Origin of the sequence: Pseudomonas helmanticensis (assembly GCF_900182985.1) — a bacterium.
In the GTDB taxonomy this organism is placed as follows: domain Bacteria; phylum Pseudomonadota; class Gammaproteobacteria; order Pseudomonadales; family Pseudomonadaceae; genus Aquipseudomonas; species Aquipseudomonas helmanticensis.
Genome location: NZ_FXUY01000002.1, coordinates 357,910 through 371,381 on the forward strand (window position 1 = coordinate 357,910; position 13,472 = coordinate 371,381).

A 13,472-nucleotide genomic window follows, 5' to 3' on the forward strand; every position below is an offset into this window, starting at 1 on the left:
CTACCTGTATCCCTGCAGGAGCTGCCGCAGGCTGCGATCTTTTCGTCAAGACAGCCAGGGATTGTCCACCAGATGTTGGCGTTCGAAAGCTTTGATCTGCTCGCGCCGTTGCAAGGTGCTGCCGATCGCATCCAGACCGAGCAGCAAGGCAGTTTTACGCAGCGTATCGATCTCGAACTCGATGATCGAACCGTCCGCCAGAGCAATCTGCTGCGCCTCCAGATCAAGGCTGATCCGCGCTGTTTCTGCCTGACCAACCCACTGCCCGAGCCGTTGCACCTGCGCTTCTTCCAGGGTGATCAACAACACGCCGTTGCGCTGGCAGTTGTCGAAAAAGATCCCGGCGAAGCTGCTGCCGATCAGCGCGCGAATGCCCATCTGTTGCAAGCCCCATACGGCGTGTTCACGGCTGGAACCACAACCGAAGTTAGGGCCGACGACGAGAAAACTTGCGCCCTGCCACGCAGGCTGATTGAGCACGAACTCAGGATTGGGCGTGCCGTCGGGCAAAAACCGCAGATCGAAAAACAGGCCGCGATCCAGGCCCTGGCGATCGATGCCTTTGAGAAACTGCTTGGGCATGATCACGTCGGTGTCGACGTTGGCCGCGAGCAACGGCGCGGCCTGGCCGCTGACCTGAGTGAAGGGTTGCAGGCTCATGGGCGTTCTCCAAAATGGCGGATGTCGGTGAGTCGGCCACTGATCGCAGCGGCGGCAACCATCGCCGGACTCATCAGATGGGTGCGCGCGCCGGCGCCCTGCCGACCTTCGAAATTGCGGTTGGTGCTGGACGCGCAGCGGTCGCCGGGGGCCAGCACGTCGTCGTTCATCGCCAGGCACATCGAGCAACCGGACTGCCGCCATTCAAAACCGGCGTCGATAAAGATCTGCGCCAGCCCTTCAGCCTCGGCCTGCGCGCGCACTTCGCTCGAACCCGGGACGATCATCGCTCGCACATGCGCAGCCACCTGCTGGCCGCGCACGACGCTGGCGGCGTCGCGCAAGTCTTCGATTCGCGCATTGGTGCAGGAGCCGATAAACGCATGGCTGATGACGATATCGCTGAGTGCCATGCCCGCTTCGAGGCCCATGTAATTGAGCGCGCGGCGCATGTCCTGACGCAGGATCGGGTCGCTGACCGCTTGCGGGTCGGGCACTCGCGCGCCAATCGGTGCGGCCTGATCCGGGCTGGTGCCCCAGGTCACCATCGGCTCCAGCAGGCTGGCGTCGAGATGAACCTCGCGGTCGAACAGTGCGCCGGGATCGCTGCGCAAATCGCGCCATTTTTGCAATCCGCGCTCCCACAACTCACCGGTGGGCGCACGCGGTTTGCCCTTGAGATAGGCGAACACTTTTTCGTCTGGCGCCATGAACGCGCCGCGCGCACCGGCCTCGACCGCCATGTTGCAAATGGTCATGCGCGCCTCGACGCTCAGCGCATCGATGGTCGAACCGCAGAACTCGATGGCATAACCGGTGGCGCCGGACGCGCCAATCTGGCCGATCAGCGCCATGATCACGTCTTTCGAAGTCAGGCCCGGCGACAGCTCGCCGGCAACGGTCACGCGCATGCTTTTCAGGCGTTTGTAGACCAGCGTCTGCGAGGCCAGCAAGTGCTCGATTTCGGAGGTGCCGATACCAAAACCGAAGGCGCCGAGTGCGCCGTAAGTGGTGGTGTGGCTGTCACCGGCGGCAATGACCATGCCCGGCAGGATGAAGCCCTGTTCCGGGGCAATCACGTGTTCGATGCCCTGGCGTTTGTCGAGGATGTCGAGTAACTCGATGCCGAAGTCGCGGCAGTTTTCCGCCAGATACGACACTTGCCGGGCACCGCCGGCATCCGGCATCGCCGCCACACGCAGCGGTGTGGTCGGGTTGACGTGATCGACTACCGCCAGCGCCGTGCCCGGGCGCCAGACCTCGCGCCCGGCCGCGCGCAGGCCGCTGAACGCCTGCGGGCTGGTGTATTCGTTGATCACCTGACGATCGATATACAACAGGACATGGCCCTGATCGTCGAGGCGGCACACCGTGTGCGAATCGATGTGTTTGTCGTAAAGGGTTCTGGGGCTCATCAAGCACTACTCAGGCAATCACTGGTGATTTCCATCATAGGCAGCGGCCCGCCGCCATCAATTGGCAGAGAGTGATGGCATCCTCCATGAATCGTGTTCGATCCGAAGACCTGTAGGAGCTGACAAGTGAAACGAGGCTGCGATCTTTTGATCCAGGATTGTTAAACACCAGATCAAAAGATCGCAGCGTGCCGCAGCTCCTACATGGGGGAGAGTTGGCGTGAGGGAAGTGCGAAACATTTACTTTCATATCCCTTATCGGGATTCGTCACGCTCATCCGTCTTATAGAGATGCGGGCTGGTCGCGTAGGCAACAGCCACGACCAGACCTTCCAGGGATACATGGACTGCGAAGCCCGTAGTCACGCTCCCTTCCATCGAAATCAAGACGCGCAATCATGTCGAAGAAGTCCCGCTCCAAACTGTGGTTCCTGGTACATAGCTGGCTCGCGTTACCGATCTGGTTTTTTGTCCTGATCGTCTGTGTCACCGGCACTCTGGCAGTGGTCAGCCAGGAAATCGTCTGGCTGGCCAACCCGCAGATGCGCGCCAGCCAGCCTACCGATGACGCGCCCCTGCTCAGCTATGACGAGATTCTCGCCGCGATCAAAAAGGCCGAGCCGCAGACGCTGGTCGAAAGCATCAGCCGGCCGGATGAAGCGCATTTTGCCCTTGATGTCGAAGTGAGCTACCCGGACGGGCGTTCGCTGACCGTCTACGTCAACCCCTACACCGGCACAATCCAGGGCACCGCTCCCGAATTCAATTTCAAGGCCTTCACCCGCGCCTTGCATGGCTGGTGGCTGGTGCCGTTTACCAATGGCTACAGCTGGGGCTGGTATCTGGTGTCGTTCCTCGGCCTGCCGATGCTCGTCTCGCTGGTCACCGGCCTGGTGGTTTACAAGCGCTTCTGGAAAGGCTTTCTGCGTCCGACCCTGCGCATCCGCCACGGCGCACGGATTTTCTGGGGCGACTTCCATCGCCTAAGCGGCATCTGGTCGATCTGGTTTATCGCGGTGATTTCCATCACCGGCACCTGGTTCCTGATTCAGGCACTGCTCTCGGACAACCATATTTCCTGGTCGAGCGAGCCGATCATTCCGGCGCTCGCCCGTGAAAGCGTGCCGATGTCGAGCGATGCCGCGCCACCGGCGAAGATCAGCCTGGCGCGCGCCATCGAAATCACCGAACAGAAGATCCCCGGCCTCGAAGTCAGTTTCGTCAGCATGCCGGGCAACGCCTACAGCCATCTGAGCCTTGGCGGACGTGGCTGGTATCCGCTGATGTTCCAGACCGCGACGCTCAATCCGTATAACGGTGACCTGGCGGCGACTCGCCTGCTGTCCGATCGCAACTCGCTGGAGTTCGTCACCGAATCCATGCGCCCGTTGCACACCGGTGACTTTGGCGGGCTGTGGATCAAGCTGATCTGGTTCTTCTTCGGCCTGCTGCTGAGCATGATGGTGCTCAGCGGTCTGTTGATCTGGACCAAGCGCACCGCGCTGGCCACCGCCAACGCCCTCAAACGCGAAAGCAAGAAAGCCCGCAGCGCCGCCGTGCAGCCCGCGACCACCCGCGAGACTTCGGAGGCCAGCCTGTGAGCCAGACGACGAGCATTGCCCAACCTTCCCGCCTGAGCCGCTTCTGGCACAAATGGCGCTTCCACATCAACGTGCTGCTGCTGCTGATTCCGCTGGGTTTCATGCCGAAATACTTTGCCGACGTCGCGTTGTTCCGTGGCGACAGCGGTCTTGGCGAACGCGAGATCGGTGAAGTCCAGGTCGGCCCGTGGAGCCTGCGCCTGGCCGAGCTGCGCAACGAAGCGCCGCTCAATGGTCCCGCCGGTTTCATGAAGGACTTCAACGCTGCCTTGTGTGATGCCTGTATCGAACAGGTCAAGGCGACTTACCTGCGCATCGGCAAACCCCGAAGCCTGCGCGCCGCCGGGGTGATTTTCTTCGGCACGCCGTACCGCATGGGCACGCAATTGCTGATCCCGGAAAAGACCAAAACCGACGCCGAACTGTGGATCACCATGGAAGGCTGGGACGGCAACATGCATCAGGCCTCGATTCCCCTGAGCCAGGCCTCCCCCGCGACGATCGCCTGGCTGAACAAACAAGGAGCCAAACCATGAGCCACGCCAAACGCCCTTCCCGCCTGCGGCTGAGTACTGCGCTGCTGGTGCTGTGCACAGGTTTCAGCGCCAGCGCCCTGGCGCATAACCCGATGTGCGAATGCAAAGCCGTCGATGCCGAGCAGATCAAATGCACCGGTGGTTTCTCCGACGGCAGCGGTGCCCCGGGAGTGACCCTCGATGTGATCGGCTACGACGAAACGATTCTGCTGCCGGGCAAGCTCGGCAGCGATTCGACCCTGACCTTCAAGAAGCCCGGCGCCGAGTTCTATGTATTGTTCGACGCCGGCCCGGGCCACGTCGTGGAAATCGACCAAGCGGATATCGAGACCCCATGAGTACGCCCACCACACAAATCGTACGCCCGGCGGGTGCCGGCCATGAAACCCTCAATGTGCTGCTGTTGTGCCTGCTGATCCTGGCAATTGCCGGTTCCGTGGTGGCGTGGCGCGGCGTATCGCATGAACCGGAGCCGGTCGCCAGCAACCAGCTCGACGCCCGTCGTGACCTCAGAGCCGCCGAGCAAGGCATCTATGCCGATCTGCGGGTCACCCTCGACGAAATCCACTTGCTGCGCGAAGAGCACAAAGCCCTGCCGACCCCGCAAAACCTCGCGGACGAAGGTTTCGCACCGTTTGCCCAGGACGCCAGTTCGGTCAGCCGTGGCGGGCATGTCTGGCAAATGCTCGCAGGCACTGCCTATTACGGGCACAGCCAGACGCCCGCCGTCGCCGGTTCGTTTCTGATGCGCGTCAGCGCCGACGACAAGGCTGCGCCGGACATCTGGCTCAGCCGCGATGCCGACCTCAAGCCGGCTGCCGATCTGTCGGATGCCGCACTGTCCGCTGCCGGCTGGAAACAAATCGTCGCGCAATACGATGCCGGGGTTACCCGCGAACATCGTCATTGAACCCTCGCCCCATTCGAGAGAAGACCGCTTGCCCATGTCTATTTCATCGCCTCGCCGTCCCTTGCTGCGCCTGTTTCTAGTCGGCCTCTGCGCCTGCCTGCTGAGCCCGCTGGCCAGTGCCGATCCGGCCAAACGCTTGCGCATCGGCATCACCCTGCACCCTTATTACAGCTACGTGGCCAACATCGTCGGCGACAAGGCCGACGTCGTGCCGCTGATTCCTGCCGGCTTCAACCCGCACGCCTACGAGCCTCGGGCCGAGGACATCAAGCGCATCAGCGGGCTGGACGTGATCGTGCTGAATGGTGTCGGCCATGACGATTTCGCCGACCGCATGATCGCCGCCAGCGAAACGCCCAACATCAAGACCATCGAAGCCAACGAGAACGTGCCGCTGCTGGCCGCCACCGGGGTCGCCGCGCGCGGTGCCGGCAAAGTGGTCAACCCGCACACGTTCCTGTCGATCAGCGCCTCGATCGCGCAGGTCAACAACATCGCCCGCGAGCTGGGCAAACTCGACCCGGACAACGCCAAGACCTACACGCAGAACGCCCGCGCCTACGGCAAACGCCTGCGGCAGATGCGGGCCGACGCCTTGGCCAAACTGACCCAGGCGCCGAATGCCGAACTGCGCGTGGCCACGGTTCACGCGGCCTACGACTATCTGCTACGCGAATTCGGCCTGGAAGTGACGGCGGTGGTCGAGCCGGCGCACGGTATCGAGCCAAGCCCGAGCCAGTTGAAAAAGACCATCGATCAACTGCGCGAGCTGGATGTGAAAGTGATCTTCTCGGAGATGGATTTCCCCTCTACCTATGTCGAAACCATCCAGCGTGAGTCGGGCGTGAAACTCTACCCGCTGTCGCACATTTCCTATGGCGAATACACCGCCGACAAATATGAAAAGGAAATGACCGGCAACCTCAATACCGTGGTGCGGGCGATTCAGGAGTCGGGCGCATGACCTCAAAAGAAACGATCTCGGACGAACTCCAATCTCCTGTGGGAGCGGGCTTGCTCGCGAAGGCGTCGGTTCAGGCAACATCTTCGTTGGATGACATTCCGCTATCGCGAGCAGGCTCACTCCTACAGGTTTCGGGGCCGACTTTGGATTTTTCGGAGGTTTGTCTGACCCTGGGCCGCACGACGATTCTCGACAAAGTCACTTTCCAGGTGCGGCCCGGCAGCGTGCATGCGCTGGTCGGCCCGAACGGCGGCGGCAAGAGTTCGCTGATCAAGACGTTGCTCGGGCAGATGCCGCATCAGGGCCAGCTCAGCCTGCAATGGCCCGGCGTCCCCGGCACCATCGGTTATGTGCCGCAGGCGCTGGAGTTCGATCGTGGTTTACCGATGACCGTCGACGATTTCATGGCCGCGATGTGCCAGCGCCGTCCGGCGTTTCTCGGCTTGAGCAAACACTACGCCGGCGCCATCGGCGAAGCGCTGGAGCGCGTCGGCATGCAGGACAAGCGCAAACGCCGCATGGGCGCGCTGTCGGGCGGTGAACGGCAGCGGGTTCTCCTCGCGCAAGGGCTGATTCCGGCGCCGCAACTGCTGGTGCTCGACGAACCGATGTCGGCCCTCGACGAAGCCGGGATTCAAGTCTTTGAACGACTGCTGAATGACTGGCGCGCAGCGGGCATTACCGTGCTGTGGATCGAACACGATCTGGAAGCCGTCGGGCGTCTGGCCAATCACGTCACCGGTCTCAACCGTCGCGTGCTGTTCGATGCCACGCCGCAACAGGCGCTGACCCCGGAACGCCTGCTGACCTTGTTCTCGACCCATCCGCGGAGCGCTGTCTGATGAGTTACGAAGCTTTTCGCCTGATGGTCCAGGGCTGGGCCTCCTCTGGTTATCTGCCGGAAGCGCTGGCCTATGGATTTGTGGTCAACGCGTTGCTCGCCGGCCTGCTGATCGGCCCGGTGCTCGGTGGTCTCGGTACGCTGGTGGTGGTCAAGCGCTTCGCGTTTTTCTCCGAAGCGGTCGGGCACGCGGCGCTGACCGGCGTGGCCATCGGCATTCTGCTCGGCGAACCCTACACCGGCCCATATGGCAGCCTGTTCGGTTATTGCCTGCTGTTCGGCATCCTGCTCAATTACCTGCGCAACCGCACTGGTCTGGCGCCGGACACCTTGATCGGCGTGTTCCTGTCGGTGTCGTTGGCATTGGGTGCAAGCCTGCTGCTGATTCTCGCGGGCAAGATCAACGTGCACATTCTCGAAAACGTACTGTTTGGCTCGGTGCTGACGGTCAACGGCAATGATCTGGCGGTGCTGGCGATCGTCGGTTCGCTAGTCATGGCGTTGGCGCTGCCGCTGTACAACCGCATCATGCTCGCCAGTTTCAACCCGCAACTGGCGGCGGTGCGCGGAGTGGCGGTGAAGACCCTGGATTATCTGTTCGTGATTCTGGTGACGCTGATCACCGTCGCGGCGGTGAAGGTGATTGGTGCAATTCTGGTCGGCGCGCTGCTGGTGATTCCGGCCGCTGCTGCACGTTTGCTCAGTCAATCGCTCAAGGGCTTTTTCTGGTGTTCGGTGCTGATCGCCACCGTCAGCACGTTGTGCGGAATTCTCGCGCCCATCGTGTTCGACCTGCCGATCCCGTCCGGCGCCGCGATCATTCTGGTCGCCGGCATCGCCTTCGCCCTCGCCGCCATCGCGCGCGGGGTTGTCCCGAGTCTGAAAGGGAATCTTGGATAAATGACTTTTTCACTGCGTAAGCTGACCTTGGCCATGGCCCTGTGCGGCGCGATGGGTACACCGTTACTGGCCGCCGAAAACACCAAGCCACTGCGGGTGCTGGCGTCGTTGCCGATCACCTACGGCCTGGGCGAAGTGCTGCTCAAGGGCACCGACGTCAACCTCGAGCGTGCGGCGCCGGCGAATCTGCCCGGCAGTCGCCAGACCGCCTACTTCACCGGTCGCGGCGCGCCGGCGCTGAGCAAACTGGCGACCGGAGCCGACGCGGTGATCGGCGTGCGCTCGCTGTGGGCTGATGATCCGCTGTACCCGATCGCCCGCCGCAGCAACATCCGTATCGTCGAGGTCGATGCCGCACGTCCGGTCGACGGTGCCCTGCCCGGCATTGCCGTGCAACCCGAGCTGAAAGGCGATGGACTGAACAGTCAGCCATGGCAGGCGAGCAACAACATGGGGCGCATGGCGGACGTGATGGCGGCAGATCTGGTGCGGCTGGCACCGAGCGCCAAACCAAAGATCGAGGCCAATCTGGCGGCGTTGAAGCAGCGTCTACTGAAACTCAGCGCCGACAGCGAGGCGCGTCTGGCCAGTGCCGACAATCTGAGTGTGATGAGCCTGAGCGATCACTACGGCTATCTGATCGGCAGCCTCAATCTCGAGCTGATCGGCGAGGATCCCCGCCCCGATGTCGAGTGGACGCCAGAAGACCTGAAAAAACTGACGGCAACGCTCAAGGACAATGATGTCGCCGTTGTGCTGCATCATCGTCAGCCTTCGGAAGCGGTGAAAGCGGCGATTGCCGAGTCGGGTAGTCATCTGGTGGTGCTGAGCACCGATTCGGCGGATCCGGTGGCGGAGCTGGAGGGGAATGTTGATTTGCTACTGAAGGGTTTGAGCGGGGCGTAGTTTCATCCGGAACCGCGTTATCGTTCATCGCGAGCAGGCTCACTCCTACAGTTGGAATGCATTCCCTTGTAGGAGTGAGCCTGCTCGCGATGAGGCCCTGATCATCAACACATATCCAGGGCATGAAAAAACCCGCTGAACCGTTATCGGTCCAGCGGGTTTGTTTTGTCCGGCAGCTTATTGTGCGGCGGCCTGGCCTTCCATCTTCTGACGCAGGCTCAATGGACGCATGTCAGTCCAGGTCTCTTCGATGTAGGCCAGGCATTCCTTTTTCAGACCGCTCTTGCCCACGGTACGCCAGCCTTCCGGCACGGCTTTGTAGTCGGGCCAGATCGAGTATTGCTCTTCGTGGTTGACCACGACCTGAAAGAGGATGTCCTCGCGGTCGAATACTGACGTCATGCTGGTTCTCCATCGTTGTAAGGGTGGGCCGCACAACGGGTGCGGCCGGGTATGTAGAAAGAACGTTCGGCGCGGCGAAAAATTTACAGCGCGGCAGTCGCGGCAATCAGGGCGCGACCGAAAATCTCGGCAACACGGTCGATCTCGGCGGCGGTGATCACCAGCGGCGGCAGGAAACGCACCACGGCGCCGTGTCGACCGCCCAGCTCCAGAATCAGCCCACGCTTGAGGCATTCGCGCTGCACCAGCGGCGCCAGACGGGCAAACGCTGGCGGATGACCCAGCGCATCCAGCGCACCGGCCGGATCGACCAGCTCGACACCGAGCATCAGGCCACGGCCCCGAATATCGCCGAGTTGCGGGAAGTCACGCTGCAGAATACGCAGGTGTTCGCTGAGGCGTTCACCCATGGCGGCAGCGTGTTCGCAGACCTTGTGTTCGACCAGGTAACGCATCACCGCCGAACCGGCAGCCATCGCCATCTGATTGCCACGGAAAGTGCCGGCGTGTGCGCCCGGCTGCCAGGTGTCGAGCCAGTCGCGATAAACCACCACCGCCAGCGGCAGGCTGCCGCCAATGGCTTTGGACAGCACCACCACATCCGGGATGATCCCGGCGTGTTCAAAGGCAAACATTTTGCCGGTGCGGGCGAAACCGCTCTGGATCTCATCGACGATCAGCGCGACCCCCGCCTTCTCGGTGATCCGGCGCAAACCGCGCAGCCACTCGATATCGGCAGGAATCACGCCACCCTCGCCCTGCACCGCTTCAACGATCACCGCCGCAGGCAGTTGCACACCGGCTTCAGGATCGTTGAGCAGGTTTTCCAGGTAGCTCAAGTTGGCCTTGACGCCGGCGGCGCCACCGAGGCCGAACGGGCAGCGATAGTCATACGGGAACGGCATGAACTGCACACCGTTACTGAGCAAGGCACCCAACGGCTTTTTCGGCCCCAGGCTGCCCATCAGGCTTAACGCGCCCTGGCTCATGCCGTGGTAACCGCCGGAAAACGACAGCACGGTGCTGCGGCCGGTGGCGGTGCGCACCAGTTTCAGCGCAGCTTCCACAGCGTCGGTACCGGTCGGGCCGCAGAACTGGATTTTGGCTTGCGCCGCCAGCTCACGAGGCAACAAGCCGAACAGATCCTGGACGAACTGATCCTTGACCGGCGTGGTCAGGTCCAGCGTGTGCAGCGGCAGCTCGTCGGCAAGCACCTGCTGGATCGCTTCGATCACCACCGGGTGGTTATGCCCCAATGCCAGCGTGCCGGCACCGGCCAGGCAGTCGATGAAGGTGCGCCCTTCGACGTCCTCGACATACAGACCCTTGGCCCGCTTGAGTGCCAGCGGAATACGCCGCGGATAACTGCGAGCGTTGGATTCCTGCTGGCTCTGCCGAGCCAGCAGCGGCGATTCATTGAACTGGTACAACGTTTCCGCTGGCGCCGAGCTGACCCGGGCCGACGACTCTTCGATAAGGCTGGTGGCGACTGACATCTCTCGACCCCTCAATTCGCTATGGATTGTGACCAAAACAGCACACCAGACAGGTGCGCGTTCCGGTCGCGGGGCGCACTTGCAGGTTTTCCTGTTCTGGAAACGCTTAAGCGCGGCGAGGATTTAGACCCTTGATCGAGATGTCAGGCAGGAACCGCCAGCGACTTGTGCATGGGCGTGGCTTTTACCCCGTGATGGAGCGACGCCGGTGCCGACTCGCGATAACCCAAGTGCCGATAAAACGCTTCGCCGGTGCGTGTACTTTTCAGGGCCACGCCCGGCCTGCCCCGGATTCGCAGCCAGCCTTCGAGATCCGCCATCAACGCCCGACCGGCGCCGCGGCGAAACCATTCCGGCTGCACATGGCAGAAGGTCACGTCGCCACTGGACGCCGCCATGCCGACGCCGACCGGTTTGTCCGATAGCAACGCGATGTTGAGGTAGAAGTGCGGATCGACCAGCCACGCATTGATGCGCTCTGCCGATTGCTGGCGTACCCAGGTGTTGACGAGTCGCGGGTCGTTACGGTGATCAAGCGCGCAACCGACGCGAATCGAGCGTTCGATGATACGGCTGATGATGCCGGAGTCGGCGGGTGTGGCGGCGTAAATGTAGATGGGGGCATCCATGGCGCTGTTCTCTCAATCCGTTGAGTCAAGGCTGCGCAGACCATAACGTCAGGGCCGGCGGATAGCCAACGCCCAGAAGTTACATTTGATGTGCCCGACCACCAATCCCTGTAGGAGCTGCCGCAGGCTGCGATCTTTTGATGTTGTTTTAAAAAGACGAGATCAAGAGATCGCAGCCTTCGGCAGCTCCTGCATAGGGGGTGAGATCAGACGGGTTGCAGTGGCATGCTCAGTTCGACACGCAAACCATCCGGGCGGCTGTCGAAATGCAGGGCGCATTCGCAGCGCTGGACGATCGCCTGGACAATCGCCAGACCCAGGCCACAACCGGTGCTCTGGCCGTTGCGCCAGAAGCGTTGGGTCAGATGTTGCAGATCATCCGGCGCAATGCCCGGACCATGATCGCGCACGACATAACGGACGCGGTTGCCAAGGGTCTCCAGGCTCAACTCCACCGCGCAATCCTCGGGCGTATGGCGCAGGGCGTTATCGAGCAGATTGCGCAGCGCGGCAATCGACAACACGGCCGGCATTTGCAACGCTGCTGTGGAGAGGTCGTCCGGCAGCTGCAACTTGATCCGCAGACGTTCGCCACCGGTGGCGTCCTGAATCGCCAGCCGTGCGACTTGCTCGGCACTGCATTGCACGCCATCGTCAAACGACAGACTGCCTTCGACACGCGCCAGCAACAGCAGTTGCTCAAGGGTGCGATGCATGCGATCGGCACCTTCCTCGGCCCGCGCCAGCGATTGATCGCGCGCATTGCCTTCGGTCATGCGCGCCACTTGCAGGTGGGTCTTGATCGCGGTCAGCGGGCTGCGCAGTTCATGCGCCGCATCACCGGTCAGCCGACGCTCTCGTTCGATGGTCTTGGCGATGCGCTGGAACAGCTGGTTCTGGGTGTCGAGCAATGGCTTCAGCTCGCTGGGAAACGCCTGCAATTGCAGCGGTTCCAGCGAGTCGGCATTACGCCGCATCAGCGCTTCCCGCAGGCGATTGAGCGGCGCCAGCCCCTGGCCGATGCCCAGCCACAACAGGCACAGGCAACCGAGCAATGCGACACCCACCGGCACCGACGCAGCCAGCAGAATCGACATGTTCAGGGCTTCGCGTTCGATTTGCCGATCGGCCGTGGTAATCCGTACATCACCGCGAGCAAGGGTGAAACTGCGCCACGGCGCGCCGTCGATCATCTGGTCGTGGAAGCCCATTTTCTCGGCTTCCAGCGCTTGCTCGGGATTGTTGTGACTGCGGGCGAGAATTTCCCCGCGCAACGAGCTGACCTGACAAGCCATGCCACCGGGAATGTTCAACTGCTCGGCGCTGAAATGGGTGCCCTCGCCTTTGCTCGGCAATGTCGGCAACTGCTCCAGCAGGCCGGCGACCATGCGCGCGGAAGCGACCAGGCGCTGGTCGAGGGAAAACATCATCTGATTGCGCAGATCGCTGAGCATCCAGGCTGCCGCCAGCGCCCAGATCAACGCGAACGCGGCGCCGAGCGTCAGGCTCAGGCGCAGTCGCAGGCTCATCACTTGCCTTGATCTCCACCATCGGCCGGGCCCAGGCGATAGCCGAGGCCGCGCACGGTTTCAACGATGCCTTTACCGAGTTTGCTGCGCAGGTGATGGATATGCACGTTGAGCGCATTGCTTTCCAGCTCATCGTTGAAGCCATAGACGCTGTCTTTCAACTGCTCGGTGGACAGCACGCGACCGCGGTTATGCAACAACGCCTGCAACAACGACTGTTCGCGGCGCGACAAGTCCACGGCTTGACCACCCAGACGGGTTTCACGGCTGCTCGGGTCGTAGGTCAGCGCACCGTGTTCGATGAGGTTGACGCTGCGGCCCGCCACGCGACGCAGCAGGGTTTGCAACCGCGCGAACAACTCACGCAGGTCGAACGGTTTGAGCAGGTAATCGTCAGCACCGGCCTGCAAGCCATCGACGCGGTCGGTGACCGAATCCCGCGCAGTGAGGATCAGCACGGGAATTTCCAGGCCGCCCTGACGCAATTGCTGCAGCAACTTGAGGCCATCTTCGTCGGGCAAGCCGAGATCGAGCACCATCACGTCAAATTCAGCGACCTTGAGCATCGCCCGCGCCTTCGACGCCGTGTTGACGTGCTCGACGGTCAGACCCTGCGCCGTGAGACCGGCAACGATGCCGCTGGCGATCAACTCATCGTCTTCGCAAACCAGTACGTGCATGGT

The 13,472-nt window shown here is 62.0% G+C and carries 15 protein-coding genes; 8 read left to right on the forward strand and 7 right to left on the reverse strand.

The annotated features are described in order from the left end of the window. Positions 1 to 45: 45 nt before the first annotated feature. Complete coding sequence (gene leuD, locus QOL84_RS24375; RefSeq protein ID WP_283438856.1) at positions 46 to 660, reverse strand: 3-isopropylmalate dehydratase small subunit; 615 nt, start codon at positions 658 to 660, stop codon at positions 46 to 48. Then, positions 657 to 2,075 carry a 3-isopropylmalate dehydratase large subunit gene (gene leuC / locus QOL84_RS24380; protein ID WP_283438857.1) on the reverse strand — a complete coding sequence of 473 codons (1,419 nt, stop codon included), beginning with the start codon at positions 2,073 to 2,075 and terminating at the stop codon, positions 657 to 659. Before leuC ends, leuD begins: the two co-directional genes overlap by 4 nt. 398 nt (positions 2,076 to 2,473) lie before the next feature. Here leuC and QOL84_RS24385 point away from each other — a divergent pair, with 398 nt between their 5' ends. The 8 genes from QOL84_RS24385 to QOL84_RS24420 are packed head-to-tail and all read left to right on the forward strand — an operon-like array spanning position 2,474 to position 8,733. Next, positions 2,474 to 3,676: a PepSY-associated TM helix domain-containing protein gene (locus QOL84_RS24385; RefSeq protein ID WP_283438858.1), complete on the forward strand. Its 1,203-nt coding sequence runs from the start codon at positions 2,474 to 2,476 to the stop codon at positions 3,674 to 3,676. After that, entirely contained in the window at positions 3,673 to 4,212 is a 540-nt protein-coding gene (locus QOL84_RS24390) for a thiamine pyrophosphate-binding protein (protein ID WP_129394847.1), read from the forward strand. Before QOL84_RS24385 ends, QOL84_RS24390 begins: the two co-directional genes overlap by 4 nt. Beyond that, positions 4,209 to 4,550: a hypothetical protein gene (locus QOL84_RS24395; protein ID WP_283438859.1), complete on the forward strand. Its 342-nt coding sequence runs from the start codon at positions 4,209 to 4,211 to the stop codon at positions 4,548 to 4,550. The genes QOL84_RS24390 and QOL84_RS24395 overlap by 4 nt, the downstream gene beginning before the upstream one ends. Beyond that, positions 4,547 to 5,122, forward strand: coding sequence for a DUF6162 family protein (locus tag QOL84_RS24400; RefSeq protein ID WP_283438860.1), 576 nt, complete (start codon positions 4,547 to 4,549; stop codon positions 5,120 to 5,122). Before QOL84_RS24395 ends, QOL84_RS24400 begins: the two co-directional genes overlap by 4 nt. A gap of 34 nt (positions 5,123 to 5,156) precedes the next feature. Beyond that, positions 5,157 to 6,086 carry a metal ABC transporter substrate-binding protein gene (locus QOL84_RS24405; protein WP_283438861.1) on the forward strand — a complete coding sequence of 310 codons (930 nt, stop codon included), beginning with the start codon at positions 5,157 to 5,159 and terminating at the stop codon, positions 6,084 to 6,086. Then, positions 6,083 to 6,928 (forward strand): metal ABC transporter ATP-binding protein, encoded by an 846-nt coding sequence (locus tag QOL84_RS24410; protein WP_283438862.1) that lies wholly within the window; start codon positions 6,083 to 6,085, stop codon positions 6,926 to 6,928. Before QOL84_RS24405 ends, QOL84_RS24410 begins: the two co-directional genes overlap by 4 nt. Next, a complete protein-coding gene (locus tag QOL84_RS24415) occupies positions 6,928 to 7,827 on the forward strand; it encodes a metal ABC transporter permease (RefSeq protein WP_007917717.1) in 900 nt (299 codons plus the stop codon). Before QOL84_RS24410 ends, QOL84_RS24415 begins: the two co-directional genes overlap by 1 nt. Then, positions 7,828 to 8,733: a metal ABC transporter substrate-binding protein gene (locus QOL84_RS24420; protein WP_283438863.1), complete on the forward strand. Its 906-nt coding sequence runs from the start codon at positions 7,828 to 7,830 to the stop codon at positions 8,731 to 8,733. A 177-nt stretch (positions 8,734 to 8,910) separates the two neighbouring features. On the opposite strand, the gene QOL84_RS24425 is transcribed toward QOL84_RS24420, so the two are convergent. From QOL84_RS24425 to QOL84_RS24445, 5 genes are all read right to left on the reverse strand, one after another. Continuing rightward, positions 8,911 to 9,135, reverse strand: a complete 225-nt coding sequence (locus QOL84_RS24425; protein ID WP_064391340.1) for an MbtH family protein — start codon at positions 9,133 to 9,135, stop codon at positions 8,911 to 8,913. 83 nt (positions 9,136 to 9,218) lie between these two features. Continuing rightward, positions 9,219 to 10,631 carry an aspartate aminotransferase family protein gene (locus QOL84_RS24430; RefSeq protein ID WP_283438864.1) on the reverse strand — a complete coding sequence of 471 codons (1,413 nt, stop codon included), beginning with the start codon at positions 10,629 to 10,631 and terminating at the stop codon, positions 9,219 to 9,221. 143 nt (positions 10,632 to 10,774) lie between these two features. Then, positions 10,775 to 11,260: a GNAT family N-acetyltransferase gene (locus tag QOL84_RS24435; RefSeq protein ID WP_283438865.1), complete on the reverse strand. Its 486-nt coding sequence runs from the start codon at positions 11,258 to 11,260 to the stop codon at positions 10,775 to 10,777. A 206-nt stretch (positions 11,261 to 11,466) separates the two neighbouring features. Further along, positions 11,467 to 12,789, reverse strand: a complete 1,323-nt coding sequence (locus QOL84_RS24440; RefSeq protein ID WP_283438866.1) for an ATP-binding protein — start codon at positions 12,787 to 12,789, stop codon at positions 11,467 to 11,469. Then, a complete protein-coding gene (locus QOL84_RS24445; protein WP_129394857.1) occupies positions 12,789 to 13,469 on the reverse strand; it encodes a response regulator in 681 nt (226 codons plus the stop codon). The genes QOL84_RS24440 and QOL84_RS24445 overlap by 1 nt, the downstream gene beginning before the upstream one ends. Between the last annotated feature and the right edge of the window lie 3 nt (positions 13,470 to 13,472).